Consider the following 15942-nt stretch of genomic DNA (forward strand, 5'->3'; position numbering starts at 1 on the left):
TCCGCCCGAGGTCAGGCACCGAGGCGCTCGATCAGTTCCCGGTAGCGTGCCGCGGTCCGCTCGACGACCTGCTCCGGCAGGACGGGCGGCGTGCCGGTCCGGTCCCAGTTCGCGCTGAGCCAGTCGCGCACGATCTGCTTGTCGAACGAGTCCGTCCGGTTGCCCGACTCGTACGCGGCGGCGTCCCAGTAGCGGCTCGAGTCGCTCGTCAGGACCTCGTCGGCGATCCGGATCAGGCCGTCGGCGTCGCGGCCGAACTCGAACTTCGTGTCCGCGATGACGACCCCGCGCTGGAGGGCGATCGCCGCCGCCTCGGAGTACACGGCCAGCGACAGGTCGCGCAGCGCCGCGGCGTCGGCCGGACCGATGAGCTCCTCGGTGCGCTCGAACGAGATGTTCTCGTCGTGCTCGCCCTGCGGAGCCTTGTACGCCGGCGTGTAGATCGGTTCCGGCAGGCGGTCCCCGTTCGACAGGCCGGCTGGCAGCTCGACGCCGCACACGCTGCCGGTCTCCTGGTACTCGGCCCAGCCGCTGCCCACCAGGTACCCGCGCACGACGCACTCGACCGGGAACATCCGGAGCGGCATGACGTGCATGGACCGTGACTCGACCGAGGCCGGGACCGGCGTGGTCGTGCCGCTCGGGGCGAGCAGGTGGTTCGGGACGTCACGGAGCTGGCCGAACCAGAAGCGGGACAGCCGGGTGAGGAGCTCGCCCTTGCCCGGGATCGGTGGTTCGAGCGCGAAGTCGTAGGCGCTGACGCGGTCGGAGGCGACGAGGAGGAGCTCGGTGGCACCGGCCACGTCCGCCGTGGCCGCGGGGACGTAGAGCTCACGGACCTTGCCGGACGAGACGTGCCGCCAGCCTTCGACGACGGGGGCGCTCATCGGGCGACCTTCGTGGCGATGTCGGTCCGGAACCGGCCGCCGGTGAGGGTGATGTCGTGCAGGCCCGCGTAGGCACGGTCGCGCGCTTCGGCGAAGTCAGATCCGGTGGCCACGACGCTGAGCACCCGCCCGCCGGTCGCGACGAGTTCCCCGTCGAGGACCCCGGTCGCCGCGTGCAGCACCACGACCCCGTCCCGCGCGTTCGCGTCGTCGACGCCCGTGATCGTCCGGCCGGTCACCGGGCTCTCCGGGTACCCCTCGCTCGCGAGGACGACCGTCACGGCCGCCTGGTCGCGGAACTCCGGACGCGGGACCGAGGCGAGCTGCCCCGAGGCCGCGGCGAGCAGCAGGCCGCTCAGCGGCGTGGCCAGGCGGGGGAGCACGACCTGGGTCTCCGGGTCGCCGAACCGGGCGTTGAACTCGATGACCCGCACGCCCTGCTCGGTGACGATCAGCCCGCAGTAGAGCAGCCCGACGAACGGGGTGCCCTCGTGCTCGAGGCGTCGGACCGTGGGCAGGGCGACGAGCTCGGTGACCTCGTCGACGAAGGCCTGCTCAGAGCCCCAGCGCTCGTCGAGCCACGGCAGCGGCGAGTACGCGCCCATCCCGCCGGTGTTCGGTCCGAGGTCGCCGTCGGCGAGCCGCTTGTAGTCCTGTGCCGGGGACAGCGCGCGGACGTCGTGCCCGTCGCTGAGGAAGAACAGCGAGACCTCTTCGCCGTCGAGGAACTCCTCGACCACGACGGGTCCGTGCTGCAGCCAGTAGGTGGCGTGGTCGATCGCCGCCTGGCGGTCGTCCGTCACGAGGACGCCCTTGCCCGCCGCCAGCCCGTCGGCCTTCACGACGTACGGTGCGCCGAGCTCGTCGATCGCCGCCACGGCTTCGTCGACCGTGCCGGCGGACACCGGCCGACCGGTCGGCACACCGGCTTCGGCCATGACCCGCTTGGCGAAGGCCTTGGAGCCCTCGAGCTGCGCGGCTGCCCTGCCGGGGCCGAACACCGGGATGCCGCGGGTGCGCAGCGGGTCGGCGACACCGGCGATGAGGGGGGCTTCCGGTCCGACGACGACGAGTTGGACGTCGTTCTCGAGCGCGTACTCCGCCACCAGCGCGCCGTTCGTGGGGTCCAGCGACACCGTCTCGACGTCGGCGGCGATGCCGGCGTTCCCGGGCGCGGCCGTGATGACGTGACCGGCCTGCTCCGCCAGGAGGGCCGTGATGATCGCGTGCTCGCGGGCACCGGAACCGAGGACGAGGATTCGCACCCGATCACCCTACCGAGCCCGGGTCGCCGCCCGCAGTGCACCGGCTAGCCTGTGGAGATGCCGCCGAAGACCATCGACGACGCCGTGGGTCGGGCCGCGCTCGAGGCCGTCACCGCCGGCGCGACGGACCGCACCTCGGTCGCGACCGCCGTCCGCTGGACGTTGCAGCGCCTCGCCGAGGACGTGCCCGGCAACAGCGTCGAGGTCCGGGTCCCGCCGTTCGCCGCCGTGCAGGCCGTCCCGGGCCCGCGGCACACGCGCGGCACCCCGCCGAACGTGGTCGAGACGGATTCGACGACGTGGCTCGCGCTCGCCACGGGGCGGCTGCGGTGGGACGACCCGGAGACGACGAAGCGCGTCAGCGCCTCGGGCTCACGGGCCGACCTGGCGGCGTTCCTGCCCGTCCGGCTGCCCTGACCGACGGCGCGCGTCCGGGAGGCCCGATCCGCGTCGTGCTCGCCGGTGCCGGAACGTCGTGCTCGCCGGTGCCGGACGACATCGGCGTCCCGAGGGGAACTAGGTAGGTCCTACCGATGTGCCGATGGTCCGGCGTACCTACGCTGGGAGAAGTCGCCGGGATTCGGACCCGACCCGAACGGGTCCGAACCCGGCGACGCAGACAACGCTACGCGAAACCCGCCGACCTGTGTCAACAGGAGCGGCGAGTCGTGCTGCATCCCGCAACTTCTCCTGCGGTCTGCCCAGCACGTCCTGCCGGGCTCAGACCGTTCTGTCCCGGACGGCGGTCACACCAGTTCGGCGAGCTCCGACCGTGCGTGCAGGTCCCACTTCGAGAACACGCGCGACATGTGCGCGTCCACGGTCCGGACCGACAGCCCGAGCTGGTCGGCGATCCGTCGGTTCGAGTGGCCGCGAGCGGCGAGCTCCGCCACCTCGTACTCCCGCTTCGTGAGCGGCTGCTTCGTCCGCCCCGCGGTCACGGCCATCCCGCACGCGGCCAGCGCGGCCTGGGCGCTCGCGATCCACGCGCGATCGCCCGAGCGGAGCGCCGCGGCGTAGTCGGTGATCGCCGACGCGAGGGGACCGTCGACCCTGGTGGCGGCCTCCTCCATGCGCGCCAGGGAGGCGGTGGTGTCCCGACCGTGCAACGCGTCCATCGCGTAGTGCAGCGTCTGCGCGTACAGCACGTGCGTCCAGGCGCCCGAGGCCGTCCCCCGCAGGATGATCGTGTCCGCGCGCCGGAGTCCCGCGGGGTTGCCGAGCAGGGCCTCCGTCCAGGCGATCGTCGTCTCGATCTGGTCGCCGAGGATCCGCATGGCCCGGAGCGGCGTGCTGCGGGCGCGTTCCAGCGACTCCGCGGCCGCGTCCGGCGAGCCGGCGTACGCCTGCGACAGCGCCAGGCGCGACCACGCGTACGCGGCGAACCCGCCGGGGTCGGCGATCTCGTACCGTTCGCAGGCCGCCGTGAAGGCGGTCACCGCATCCGACCACCGGCGCTGTCCGAGCGCCCGGTTCCCGATGCCGAACAGCTCCAGGGTGAAGTCGTACTTCAGGAACGGGTCGGACCGGCCGACCGGGACCTGCGTCAGCATGTCGGCGATGTCTCCGCGCCACACCTGGACCTGGTGCAGGACCGACACGATCTCCCCGACGCTCCAGGGCGAGTCCTCGAGGTGGACCATCGCGGTGGCCAAGCACGCCTGCCCGAGCCGGAGCGCGTCGTCGAGGCGCCCGCCGGTGCCCAGGGCCATCACGGCGACCGGGGCGATCGGCAGGAAGGACCGGGCGATCGTCGGGGAGCGCAGGACGCCGCTCCGCTCGAGCTCCTGCCGGACCTCGGCGAAGTCGCCGCCCCAGCCGAGGTGGGACAGTCGGAGGACGCGGAGCTGTTCGAGCGTCCCCGGTCCGACGTGCCGGACGGCGATCTCGGTGAGGGCGACGGCGGCCGCGGTGTCGTCGTCGTGGAACTGCCGGAGGTTCGCGAGGGTCTCGCAGGCCTCGACGACGGCGACGTCGTCGACGTCCGCCCCGGAGGTCGCCAGGCACCAGGCCGCTTCGGCGTCGACCCGTCCGGCCTCGCGTCCGCTGCTGTAGCCGTGCGCGAGCGAGCGCAGACAGTGCGCGCGGACACGCTCGGTCGGGGTGAGGTCCGACCCGAGCGCGGCGGACGTCAACGCGATGGCGCTCTCGTGCTCCTGCAGGCCCTCGGCGACCCGGGCGGCGTCGAGCAGCTGGTCGACGGGTGGGACGACACCGCACTCGAGCGCCCAGAGCGTCGCGCGGAGCCGGGCGGCCGGTGGCGCACCCTCCTGCCGGTCGGTGCGGAAGGCGTTCGCCCGTGCGAACAGCGCGGTCCGCCGGGCGACGGGCACCAGGGCCCGGACGACCTCGCCGACGAGGGGGTGCGACGACCGTGCGACGGGACTTCCGGTGTCGGCGGAGTCGATCCGGACGAAGCCGAGGCCCACCGTCCGGTCGAGGTCGGCGCCGTCCACCAGGGCCAGCAGCCGGGACAGCGGGATCGGGTCGGCGAGGGCCACGATCTCGACGACGTCGCGCAGGTCACCGGGGAGGCCCGCGAGCTCCGTCCGGTACATGTCGGCCAGGCTGTGCGACGCCGTGATCCGCCCGCGCCAGTACCAGCTCAGGGCGGTGTGCTCGAGTGCGCCCGAGGCGAGGCCGGCGCGGACGACCTCCCGCAGGTACAGCGGGTTCCCCTCGGTCGCGCGGTGCACCTGTTCGACCGAGGCCGGTTCGAGCGGCGCCCCGAGCGCCCGTCCGATGAGCGACGACGTCTCGTGGAGGTCGAGCGGCTCCAGGTCGATGCGCTCGAGCAGGTCGTCCTGCCAGAGGGCGCGCAGTGGTCCGGCGAGTGACGTGAAGTCCCGGCAGGTCAGCACGAGTCGGGCGCCCTGCTCTCGGACGAGCCAGGCGACGTACCGGGCGGAGAGCGCGTCGAGCAGGTCGGCGTCGTCGACGCGGAGCACGAGGTCGCGCCCGTCCGTCCCGGCGGCCCGGCGCAGGCGCTCCTCGGCCGGCACGGGCTCGGTCAGGTCGTCGCCGAGCACGTCACCGAAGCGGTCGGACACGGCGCCGAACGGCATCGACGACCCGGCGGCGACCGCGGTGATCGGCACGACGAGGGGCGCCGGTCCCGGTGTCTGGCGGACGACGCGGTCGGTCACACGGGCGGCGACGGTGGTCTTGCCGAGCCCGGGAGCGCCGACGAGCGCGACGCTCCACCGGTGCTCGCCGACGACGGCGACGGCGCGGTCCTCCTCGCGGCGAGTGAGGACCGGCCACGACAGCCGGGCGGGTGCGGTCGGTGGACGACGGTCGCCTGCTCCGGTCTCGTCGACCATGGCGCACCTCCGTCCTCGCTACTCCGCGGTACCCGCGGTGATGGACCATCATCTCGCGTCCGGGGGACGGACTGCCGGGCGTGGCTCCTCCCAAGGTGGGGGACAATGGGGAGGTGAGCAACACCGACCGCCCCGACGAGCGTCCGGCCCCGGCGCCCGACGCGGTGACCACCCCGGACCAGGTCACCATCCGACGTGCCCCGCGCTTCAGCGTCTTCATCCTCGGCGGCGCCGTGCTCGGCTTCCTCGTGACCGTCCTCGTCGTGGCCCTCACCATGGGCATCGACCGCGGGGACCAGCAGGAGACCACCGGGTTCGCCGGCCTCGTCGGCTACTTCAGCCTCTACGGCGTCTCGATCGGCATGCTCGTCGGCGCGGTCGTCGCGGTCGTGCTCGACCGGGTCTCGACTCGCCGCGCCGCCCGGCTCACGGCGGAGCGGGTGGCGGTCGACCCCGCGCCCGAGACCGTCGACGGCGAGCTCGACGAGCCGGACGAGCGCCTCGATCGCTGAGCCTGCGGGGATCCGCAGGGATCGGCAGGCGACGCAGGCGTTCCACCGGCGTGCGGCGTGCGGCGTGCGGCCTGCGGTCGCCGACGCGAGCAACGTGACGCACGCAAGGCCCGTCACCAGCTGGTGACGGGCCTTGCGTGCGTCAGGTGCTGACGTCCGTCGGGACGTCAGCTGAGCTGGTTCGCCTCGACCCAGGCGAGGTACTCCGGCGAGACGGATCCGGTGACGTACTCACCCGTGAAGCAGCTCATCTCGAGGTCCGTGACGTCGGACCCCTCGATGATCGCGTCCCGCATGTCACCGATCTCCTGGTAGATCAGGTGGTCGCTGCCGAGCACCCGGTTGATCTCCGGGATCTTCCGGTCGTGAGCGATGAGCTCGGCCCGCGTCGGCATGTTGATCCCGTACACGTGCGGGTACCGGACAGGCGGCGCGGCGCTCGTGAACGTGACCTCGTTCGCGCCCGCCGCCCGGGCCATCTCGACGATCTCGCGACTGGTCGTGCCGCGCACGATCGAGTCGTCGACGATGAGGATGTTCTTGCCCTTGAACTCGGACGACATCGCGTTGAGCTTCTGGCGGACCGAGCGCTTGCGCTCCGCCTGGCCCGGCATGATGAACGTCCGGCCGACGTAGCGGTTCTTGTAGAAGCCCTCGCGGTACTCGATGCCGAGCTTCTGCGCGACCTGCATGGCCGCGGGCCGGGACGAGTCCGGGATGGGCATGACCACGTCGATGTCGCCGGTCGGGGCGTACTGCGCGATCGTGTCGGCCAGGCGGTTGCCGAGACGGAGGCGGGCGTCGTACACCGAGATGCCGTTCATCACGGAGTCCGGGCGGGCCAGGTAGACGTACTCGAAGGAGCACGGCACCAGGCGCGGGTCCTTCGCGCACTGCCGGGCGTGCATCGTGCCGTCCATCTCGATGAAGACGGCCTCGCCCGGTGCGACGTCGCGGACGATGTCGTAGCCGCCGGACTCGAGCACGAGGGACTCGCTCGCGACGACCCACTCGCTCTTGCCGGCGTCGTCGAACTTGTGGCCCAGGATGAGCGGTCGGATGCCGTACGGGTCGCGGAACGCCAGCAGGCCGTGGCCGGCGATCGTCGCGATCGTCGCGTAGGAGCCCTCGACCCGCTCGTGCACGCGCTCGACCGCGTCGAACACCTGCCCGGCGTCGAGGTGGGTGCCGCGAACCTGGCCCTGCAGCTCGTGCGCCAGCACGTTCACCAGCAGCTCGGTGTCCGAGGTGGTGTTGAGGTGCCGACGGTCGATGTCGAACAGCTCCCGAGTGAGTTCGCGGGTGTTCGTGAGGTTGCCGTTGTGCACGAGGACGATGCCGTACGGCGCGTTCACGTAGAACGGCTGGGCCTCTTCCTCGTTCACCGCGGCGCCGCGGGTGGCGTAGCGGACGTGGCCGAGGCCCATCGTCCCGAGGAGCGCCCGCATGTCACGGGTGCGGAAGGCCTCGCGCACGTGGCCGCGGGTTTTGTGCATGTGGTGCACGTGCCCGTCGACCGTGGCGATGCCCGTCGAGTCCTGTCCCCGGTGCTGCAGGAGGAGCAGGGCGTCGTAGATGGATTGGTTTGCAGGCCCCTGCGCAACGAGGCCGACGATGCCGCACATTCGCGGGGTGCTCCAGACCGTAGGATCGGGTGGTACCGAACAAGTCTGCCATGCCCTGCGGAGGACGACGTATGCCCAACCCCTACGCCGAGGCCGGTGTCGACACCGCAGCCGGTGACCTGGCCGTCGAGCTCATGAAGTCCGCCGTCTCGGCGACGCACAACGCGTCGGTCCTGGGCGGGGTCGGAGGCTTCGCCGGGCTCTACGACGTCTCGTTCCTCAAGGACTTCGAGCGGCCGCTCCTCGCCACCTCGACCGACGGCGTCGGCACCAAGGTCGCGATCGCGCAGGCCATCGACAAGCACGACACGATCGGTCAGGACCTCGTCGGCATGGTCGTCGACGACATCGTCGTGGTCGGGGCGAAGCCGCTGTTCATGACGGACTACATCGCCTGCGGCCGGGTCGTGCCGAACCGCATCGCGGACATCGTCGCCGGCATCGCCCGCGGTTGCGCGGCGACCGGGACCGCGCTCGTCGGTGGCGAGACCGCGGAGCACCCGGGCCTGCTCGGTCCGGACGACTACGACGTGGCCGGTGCCGCGGTCGGTGCGGTCGAGGCCGGGTCGCAGCTCGGGGCGCACCTCGTGCAGGACGGTGACGCGGTCATCGCGATCGAGTCCTCCGGCCTGCACTCGAACGGGTACTCGCTCGTCCGGCACATCCTCGGGCAGCGCGGCATCGGGTACACCGACACGCTGCCGGAGCTCGGCGGCCTGGTGGGGGAGACCCTGCTCGAGCCCACGCGGCTGTACACGTCCCCGCTGCTCGAGCTCATCGAGCAGCACCCCGGTGCCGTGCACTCCCTGTCGCACGTGACCGGTGGTGGCATCGCGGCGAACCTGGCGCGCGTGCTGCCCGTGGGCTCGTGGGTCGAAGTCGAGCGCTCGACCTGGCAGCCGCTCCCGGTGTTCCGCGTGCTGGCCGACCTGGCCGGCACCCCGATCGAGGACACCGAGGGCACCTGGAACCTGGGCGTCGGCATGTTCGCCGTCGTGTCGGGGGCTGCGGCGGCCGACGTCATCGCGTCCCTCGGGGCAGCCGGTCTGCCCGCGTGGACGGTCGGCTCGGTGTCGACGAGTGCCCGCGACCTGACCGGGTTCGAGCAGGGCGCCAAGGGCGTCGACGGCGGAGCCGTGCGTCTCGTGGGGTCCTACGCCGGCTGACGCCCGCCCCGCGGCCGCCGAGGCCGCCCGCTCACGCCGAGGTTCCGCAATCGCGGAACCTCGGCGTGCGAGATCCCGCGATCGTGGAACCGGGACGGTCGACCGACGGCGAGTCCTGGAACCCCGCGCGGCGGGCGGCAGCGCGGGCGGAGCCGCGAGGCGGCACGTCGTGCGACCTCGGCCGAGCCCGGCGTACCGGGCCGCGAGGCGGCACGCCGTGTGACCTCGGCCGAGCCCGGCGTGCCGGGCCGTGATGCACGTCGCCGGACGGCGGACCGTCCGGACACGACGAGAGGCCGCGCTGCCCGGAGGCGCGCGGCGTCGTCAGACCGAAGGGTCAGGCGGACTTGTCGGTGTCCGACTGGTCCAGGTCACCGTCGTCACCGAACTCGTCGGCCCAGCGGTCGACGTAGTCGGGCTCGTCCGACTGTTGTGCGACGGAGAGTTCGCGTTCGAGAGCACCGTAGTTCGTGTCCGGGCTGAAGTACTTCAGCTCTCGGGCGACCTTGGTGTGCTTCGCCTTCTGACGGCCGCGCCCCATGCGTGACCCCCTCTGTGTCGGCTCGTGTCCGGTCTCGGCGGGCGAGGAGTGATCACCCGGGAAGAACAGACGGTTCGTGGTTTGAAATCTGTCGGCCACTTTACCATGTACCCCGTTGCCGGCTTCGCCCGGCGCGTCCCGAGCACAGCAGAATCGAGGGTGATGCGCACCGCCGTCCAGCAAGCCCGTGTCGTCGTCATCGGTGCGGGCCAGGCAGGCCTCTCGGTGGCGTGGCACCTCCAGCGCGCCGGCCTCAGCGCGGGCAGCGACCTCGTCGTGCTCGACCGTGCGCCGGGGACGGGAGGCGCGTGGCAGTTCCGGTGGGACGCGCTCCGTCTCGGTCTCGCGCACCGCGTGCACGACCTGCCCGGCATGCACGAGATGGGCCTGCGGTTCGACGAGGCCGATCGGTCGCGTCCGGCCCGCGAGGTCGTCGCCGAGTACTACCGCCGGTTCGAGGAGCGCCACGACCTGCGGGTGCGGCGCCCGGTCGCCGTCACCGCCGTCCACCGCGAGGACGAGCGCCGTCCCGACGGGAGCGCCGGTGCCCTGGTCGTCGAGACCCGAGAGGACGACGGCACCACCGGGGCGATCCGCTCGGAGGTGGTCGTCAACGCCTCCGGCACGTGGGGCACCCCGTTCGTGCCGTGGATCCCGGGCCGCGACGTGTTCCGGGGCCGCCAGCTCGACACGACGGGCTACCGCGACGCGGCGGACTTCACCGGGCAGGACGTCGTCGTCGTCGGCGGCGGGACGAGTGCGATCGGGTTCCTGCTCGAGCTCGACGGCGTCGCCCGGTCGACGCGGTGGTTCACCCGTCGACCGGTGGTCTGGTCGGAGGACCCCGCCCTCGCCGTCGGAGCCGCGGTGTCGGCGGTCGAGGACCAGGACCGCGCAGCGAGAGCAGGGCGGACGCTGCCGAGCATCGTCAGCGGGACGGGCCTGCCGGTCACCCCGCGGATCCGGCGCGGTCTGGCACGTGGGCTGCTGCAGCCCGAACCCATGTTCACACGACTCGACGCGGACGGGGTCGAGACCGCCACCGGCGAGCACGTCCGCGCCGACGCGGTGATCTGGGCGACGGGCTTCCGTGCGGACCTCCGGCACCTCGCGCCACTGCACCTGCGGACCGAGGCGGGCGGGATCGTCGTCGAGGACGGCCGTTCGGGAGCCGAACCCCGGCTCTTCCTCGCCGGCTACGGCCCGCAGGCATCGACGATCGGAGCGAACCGGGCCGGCCGGCGCACCGCGCGTCAGGTGATGGCGGTGCTGGCCGCTGACGACACGGTCGCGCCCGCCTGACGACGGCAGGTGGGCGACCACCAGGGGAACGGCAGACGGCGGTCCGCAGGAGAGCGGACCGCCGTACGGCAACGTCTGTCCCTCAGGAACCGGAGCCGCGGCCCGTCTTCTCCTGCAGGCGCTCGATGTGCTCGGACGCCTCCGCTTTCGTGAGGTCGGCCGAGAGCTCCTCGCCGGCCTCACGCGCGAGGGTGTCGAGGTAGCTGCGCTGCGGGCCGGTCATCGGCTCGTCGCCGGTGACCCACTGCTCGGGGTCCTTGCTCGCGGTGGTCGACGGGTCCGGGCGCTCGCCGCCGAGGGTCTCCGGCTGGTTCTGGTCTGCATCACTCATGAGCGTGACGGTACGCCGCACCGCCGACGTCCCGCGCAGCACTGGCGTCCCCCGACGACCGGGGACGGACAGTGGCCGCCACTCGGCGTGACCGGCCGGAGTCGGACCGGCCGGGGTCAGACCGGCGTCGCCGTGTACCGGACCAGGTCCCCGCCGACGTCGCTCGCCGCGATCGGCACGACCCGACCGCCCCGCTCGATCCACAGTGTGTTCGCCCGTTCGTCGAGCCGGTCCACCCGGTGCAGGGTGCCGCCGAGCAGGACGGACGCGGTCACGCGGACCCGCCCGGACGCGGGCCGGGGCGGCAGGCCGGGGACGTCGTCGGCGTACTCCGGGTACTCGCCGGGCGTCAGGACCGGTGCGACGGGTGTGGTCACGACCTCCACCCCGGTCGCCCCGGTGGCGGTGCGGGGGAGCGGATCCGCATCCACACCCGCACCGGCGGTGGCGCCGTCGCGACCCGCACCCGCACCCGCACCCGCACCCGCAGTCGTCACGACCACGAGCCGCACCACCTGGTCCATCGGCAGCGGCACGTCCACCTTCGGTGACTCCGCCGACCCGGCCAGCGCTCGGAACGCCGGCCGACCGTCGGCGCCGAGGTGGGCCTCCTGGCCGTCGATCCGCACGCGACCGCGACCGCGTGAGTCGGCGTAGACGCCGGGCTCGAGCCCGGAACGGCGGGCCTCCAGGAGGCTCACCACCACCCGGTCCGGCCGGTACCAGTCCCGGAGCGTGGCCGGGTCGACCCAGCCGATGCTCGCGACCCCGCGCGCCAGTTCCGCCGAGTCGTCGGCCGCCCGCTCGTCGAGCGCGCCGAGGGGGTGCTCGCCGCGAACCGCGACGAGTCCGTCGTAGCGGCCGTCCGGCGAGACCGGCGGCCGGTGGTCGAGCACCTCGACGCGCTTCGGGACCTTGCCGCCGTGGCCGTCGAAGGTCGCGAAGGTGCGGAGGTCCTCGGGAGCGGTCGTCATGGGGTCACATGGTACGACCGGGCACCGTCACGCGCGGTCATGGTCGGGCACCCGCCGTCCTCAGTGCTGGTCGTCGTGCGCGGACGGGACGGGCGGGGCGGTGGGGACGAGGGTGCGGACCTCACCGGTGCAGGTCGCAGGGTCGACGCCCTCCGCCGGGCCGGCCGGTCGGGTCGCGCGACGCGACGGCGTCCCGGTGTGTGCCAACTTCTGCGGTTCCAGGCTGTTGCGCTGGGCCGAGCGGATGAGGCGGTCCTCCTCGGCCTCGGAGCGGAAGACGCCGTGCGGCGAGCGACGGAGTGCCGGCCGGACGGGTTCGCCACGTCGGTCCTGCCCGGGGAAAGGGCGGGAGCGCTTGCCGTACAGCAGCTCCGACGAGTCGAGCAGCCACGGCACGAGGGCGACGGTGACGCCGTGCATGAGCAGGAGCTTCTTCCGGATGCGACGACCGCGGTGGTTGTGCAGCAGGCCCTCCCACCAGTGGCCGACGATGAACACCGGCGTGTAGACCGTGACGACCTCGGACCCGTGCTCGAGCCGGTGTGCCTTGATGTACTTGATGAGCGGCATCGAGATGTCGCGGTACGGGCTCGGCACCATCGTCAGCGGGACCTCGATGCCGTGCTCGGCCCACTGCTCACGGAGGCGGGCGGCCTCGGCGTCGTCGATGGCGACGTGCACCGCCTCGAGGTCGGCGTGCTTGGCGGCGATGGCGTAGTCGAGCGCCTTGAGGACCGGCTTCTGCAGCTTGTTGACGAGGACGATCGCGTGGTCGCCGGTGGCACCGAACTCGGTGTCGGCGTCCGCGGCGATCTCGTGCGAGACGTCGCGGTAGTAGCGGTTCACGCCGAGCATGAGCACGAACAGCACCGGCATGATCACGAAGACGAGCCAGGCGCCGTGCGTGAACTTCGTGATGGTGACGATGACGAGCACCACGAAGGTGAAGGTCGCACCGACCGAGTTGATGGTGAGGCTCCGGATGACCTGCGCGCGGTTCACCGGCTCGCCGGCGGTCCCGGCGCGGTCCGCACGGAGCAGGCTCACCCAGTGCTTGACCATCCCGCTCTGCCCGAGCGTGAACGAGACGAACACGCCGATGATGTAGAGCTGGATGAGGCTGGTGACGTTCGCCCGGTAGACGAAGAGCAGGGCGGCCGCGACGAGCGCGAGCACGATGACGCCGTTCGAGTAGATGAGCCGGTCGCCGCGGGTGGACAGCGCCTTCGGGGCGTAGGAGTCGCGCGCCAGGATCGAGCCGAGCAGCGGGAACCCGTTGAACGCCGTGTTCGCCGCGAGGAGCAGCACCGCCGCCGTGGTCGCCTGGATGACGAAGAACAGGACCGAGTTGTTGCCGAACGTGGCCGCGGCGATCTGGGCGATGAGGGAGCGCTGCGGTGTCGCGGCGCAGTCCGCGAAGCCCTGCAGGTCGCACGCGTTCTCCGCGTAGTGCACGCGGGAGACGAGGGCGAGCGTGATGAGGCCGACGAACAGCACGATCGCGATCCCGCCCATGAGCACGAGGGTCTGCTGCGCGTTCTTGATCTTCGGGCGGCGGAAGGCCGGGATGCCGTTCGCGATGGCCTCGACACCGGTGAGCGCCGAACAGCCGGACGCGAAGGCCCGGAGGAGCAGGAGGATGAAGGCCGCCTGTGTGGTGTGCTCGATGTTCTCGACGGTGTAGCCGGCGGACTCGGCCACGGGCGCGTCCCCGGCGGCGATCCGGACGAGGCCGGTCACGACCATCAGGAAGACGCTCGCCACGAACAGGTAGGTCGGGACGGCGAAGGCCTTGCTCGACTCGCGCACACCGCGGAGGTTCGCGGCCGCCAGCAGCACGACGAACAGGATCGCCAACTCCACGCGGAACGGGTTGAGCATCGGCAGCGCCGAGATGATGTTGTCGACGCCGGAGGCCACCGACACGGCCACCGTCATCACGTAGTCGACGAGCAGGGCGCTCGCGACGACGAGCCCGGCCTTCTCGCCGAGGTTCCGGTGTGCCACCTCGTAGTCGCCGCCGCCGGACGGGTACGCCTTGATGAGCTGCCGGTACGACGCGACGACCACGACGAGCAGCAGCACGACGAGGGCGGCCACCCAGGGTGCGAACGTCAGGAACGCCATCCCGCCGAGCAGCAGGATCATGAGCAGCTCCTGCGGCGCGTACGCCACGGAGGAGAGCGGGTCGCTGGCGAAGATGGGGAGCGCCAGGTGCTTCGGCAGGAGCTGCCCCTCGAGTTTCTCGGAGGGGAGCGGGTCGCCGATCAGTCGGGCTTTCAACGACCGGGTCTCGTTGGTCACGAGCGACGAACTTACTCAATCGGGGGGCGAACGCAACACCGGGAGGCCGAACGGTATTCCGCCGTGACCGAACGGATGGCGGCGACCCCTCCCGATCCGCTTGTCCGTGCGGATCGGGAGGGGTTGTCCGCCGGTTCCTGAAGGAACGGACAGGGTGGCGGATCAGGCCGGCCGGCGCGACGGGAGGCCCGGATCGCGCCCACCCCGTCGGCGCCGGCCATGCGGTCTCCCGCAGTCCTCAGAGGGACTTGCGCAGGGCCTCCAGACCATCGCGGAGTCGCTGGACCGCCGCGTCGTCGAGCGTCCCGCGGGCTGCGCGGCGCCGGAGGTCGGCGCGGAGCTGCTGCCGGAACACGGCGACGGCCATCTCGGCGTCGCGGAGTGTCCGGCCACCGGAACCCGGGACGGACGTCGGTTCGGCTCCCGCTGCGCCGGCGGGCCCGGCCGGGCCGCTGTGCTGCGCGGCGGCGAGGTCGGCGCGGAGTGACTCCATCGCGGCGCCCACCGAGGCGCGCACCCCGTCGGCCAGGGACTTCACGCTGTCCGCGACGCCGTCCTCGAGCTGGGCGACCTCGTCCGCACGGGCGTCGAGCTCGGCGCGACCGGCGTCGGTGATGGCGTAGACGGTCTTGCGGCCGTCCGAGGTCTTCGTGACCAGGCCGTCCTCCTCGAGCTTCGCGAGCCGGGGGTAGACGGTGCCGGCGCTCGGGACGTACGTGCCGCCGAAGCGGTCGCCGAGTGCGGTGATGACCTCGTACCCGTGCATCGGGTGGTCGGCGAGCAGGACGAGCAGGTAGAGGCGCAGGTGTCCGTGCGCGAAGACGGGGCTCATGCGGCGCCGCCCTGCTCGGCGGAGCTCGGCGCGGCGGAGTCGGAGCCGGGGTCCGTGCCCGGGGCCCGGCCCGTCGTCGCCGGCGGTCCGTGCACGATCGCGACGTCGCCGGAGACCGAGTTCACCCGGATGTCGACGTACGAGCCGGAGAGCTCCCCGTCGGTCCGCGTGTACGTCCCGCGGGCGCCCCGGATCTCGGCGTCGTCGAACAGCAGGCGGCCTGTGGCGGTGGCGATCGTGCTGGAGTAGGGCGTGCCGTGTTCGAGCCGGACGTCCACCGAGCCGGACACCGTGTTGACCTTCACGTGGTCGGGCGAGCCGTGCAGGTCGAGCACGACGGCCGACGAGACGGCGTCCGCCGAGAACCGACGGATCTCGCCGGTCGCGACGACGTCGCCCGAGACGGTGCGGAGCGTCACGGTGCCGACCTGGTCGCGGATGGTCGTGGTGCCGGACACCGCGTGCACGGCGACGTCGCCGATCACTCCGTCGACGACGACGTCACCGGAGACGCTGTTGAGGACCGCGCCGCGCTCGGTGCCGGCGAGCAGGACGCCGGCGGAGACGACCCCGAGGTTCACCGTCACGTCGCGCGGGACGAGGATGCTGACGTCGGCTCGGGCGCCGCCGCCGCGGAACGACTTCAGGAACCCGAGCGGGTCGTCCCAGCGCATCTGGGGGTGGTCGACCGTGAGGGTGTCGCCCTCGATCTCGACCTTGATCGGCTTGCCGGAGACCTGGTGGATCTCCACGCGGGCGGTCGGCTCGTCGTGGGTGACGACGTCCACCTGCCCGCCGACCAGGCCGACGCGCAGTGCGCGGACGATCCCGGTGTCGATGACCTTCGGCTCGTCGACGAGCCACTTCTCCTGTGCCATGC

The 15942-nt window shown here is 72.4% G+C and carries 14 protein-coding genes; 4 read left to right on the top strand and 10 right to left on the bottom strand.

Going from position 1 to position 15942, the window contains the following annotated elements:
- Window positions 1-11: 11 nt before the first annotated feature.
- Both DEJ18_RS02945 and purD read right to left on the bottom strand, forming a co-directional pair.
- Window positions 12-887, bottom strand: a complete 876-nt coding sequence (locus tag DEJ18_RS02945) for a phosphoribosylaminoimidazolesuccinocarboxamide synthase (RefSeq protein WP_111209488.1) — start codon at window positions 885-887, stop codon at window positions 12-14.
- Entirely contained in the window at window positions 884-2152 is a 1269-nt protein-coding gene (purD, locus tag DEJ18_RS02950) for a phosphoribosylamine--glycine ligase (protein ID WP_111081761.1), read from the bottom strand. The genes DEJ18_RS02945 and purD overlap by 4 nt, the downstream gene beginning before the upstream one ends.
- A 57-nt stretch (window positions 2153-2209) precedes the next feature.
- Here purD and DEJ18_RS02955 point away from each other — a divergent pair, with 57 nt between their 5' ends.
- Window positions 2210-2569 (top strand): sterol carrier family protein, encoded by a 360-nt coding sequence (locus DEJ18_RS02955; protein ID WP_111209489.1) that lies wholly within the window; start codon window positions 2210-2212, stop codon window positions 2567-2569.
- Between the two features lie 329 nt (window positions 2570-2898).
- Here the strand turns inward: DEJ18_RS02955 and DEJ18_RS02960 are convergent, their stop codons facing one another.
- A complete protein-coding gene (locus tag DEJ18_RS02960) occupies window positions 2899-5475 on the bottom strand; it encodes a helix-turn-helix transcriptional regulator (protein WP_111209490.1) in 2577 nt (858 codons plus the stop codon).
- A gap of 113 nt (window positions 5476-5588) precedes the next feature.
- On the opposite strand from DEJ18_RS02960, the gene DEJ18_RS02965 reads away from it, so the two are divergent.
- The gene (locus tag DEJ18_RS02965) at window positions 5589-5987 is read left to right on the top strand and encodes a hypothetical protein (RefSeq protein ID WP_111081759.1); all 399 of its coding nucleotides are present in this window, start codon (window positions 5589-5591) and stop codon (window positions 5985-5987) included.
- A gap of 167 nt (window positions 5988-6154) precedes the next feature.
- On the opposite strand, the gene purF is transcribed toward DEJ18_RS02965, so the two are convergent.
- Window positions 6155-7612: an amidophosphoribosyltransferase gene (gene purF / locus DEJ18_RS02970; protein WP_111081758.1), complete on the bottom strand. Its 1458-nt coding sequence runs from the start codon at window positions 7610-7612 to the stop codon at window positions 6155-6157.
- Window positions 7613-7683: 71 nt separating this feature from the next.
- Between purF and purM the strand changes: the two genes are divergently transcribed.
- Window positions 7684-8778, top strand: coding sequence for a phosphoribosylformylglycinamidine cyclo-ligase (purM, locus tag DEJ18_RS02975; RefSeq protein WP_111209491.1), 1095 nt, complete (start codon window positions 7684-7686; stop codon window positions 8776-8778).
- A gap of 337 nt (window positions 8779-9115) precedes the next feature.
- Here the strand turns inward: purM and DEJ18_RS02980 are convergent, their stop codons facing one another.
- Window positions 9116-9319 (bottom strand): DUF3073 domain-containing protein, encoded by a 204-nt coding sequence (locus tag DEJ18_RS02980; protein WP_111081756.1) that lies wholly within the window; start codon window positions 9317-9319, stop codon window positions 9116-9118.
- A gap of 162 nt (window positions 9320-9481) precedes the next feature.
- Between DEJ18_RS02980 and DEJ18_RS02985 the strand changes: the two genes are divergently transcribed.
- Window positions 9482-10621 carry an FAD-dependent oxidoreductase gene (locus DEJ18_RS02985; protein WP_111209492.1) on the top strand — a complete coding sequence of 380 codons (1140 nt, stop codon included), beginning with the start codon at window positions 9482-9484 and terminating at the stop codon, window positions 10619-10621.
- Between the two features lie 82 nt (window positions 10622-10703).
- Here the strand turns inward: DEJ18_RS02985 and DEJ18_RS02990 are convergent, their stop codons facing one another.
- From DEJ18_RS02990 to DEJ18_RS03010, 5 genes are all read right to left on the bottom strand, one after another.
- Complete coding sequence (locus DEJ18_RS02990) at window positions 10704-10952, bottom strand: DUF3072 domain-containing protein (protein ID WP_111081824.1); 249 nt, start codon at window positions 10950-10952, stop codon at window positions 10704-10706.
- Between the two features lie 116 nt (window positions 10953-11068).
- A complete protein-coding gene (locus DEJ18_RS02995; RefSeq protein ID WP_111209493.1) occupies window positions 11069-11926 on the bottom strand; it encodes a hypothetical protein in 858 nt (285 codons plus the stop codon).
- Between the two features lie 60 nt (window positions 11927-11986).
- The gene (locus DEJ18_RS03000; RefSeq protein WP_258376829.1) at window positions 11987-14230 is read right to left on the bottom strand and encodes an APC family permease; all 2244 of its coding nucleotides are present in this window, start codon (window positions 14228-14230) and stop codon (window positions 11987-11989) included.
- 238 nt (window positions 14231-14468) lie between these two features.
- On the bottom strand, window positions 14469-15062 hold the full coding sequence (locus DEJ18_RS03005) for a PadR family transcriptional regulator (RefSeq protein WP_111209494.1): 594 nt from the start codon (window positions 15060-15062) through the stop codon (window positions 14469-14471).
- Complete coding sequence (locus tag DEJ18_RS03010) at window positions 15059-15940, bottom strand: DUF4097 family beta strand repeat-containing protein (protein WP_181434109.1); 882 nt, start codon at window positions 15938-15940, stop codon at window positions 15059-15061. The genes DEJ18_RS03005 and DEJ18_RS03010 overlap by 4 nt, the downstream gene beginning before the upstream one ends.
- Window positions 15941-15942 lie beyond the last annotated feature (2 nt).

Source organism: Curtobacterium sp. MCSS17_015 (assembly GCF_003234265.2).
Taxonomy (GTDB): Bacteria; Actinomycetota; Actinomycetes; order Actinomycetales; family Microbacteriaceae; genus Curtobacterium.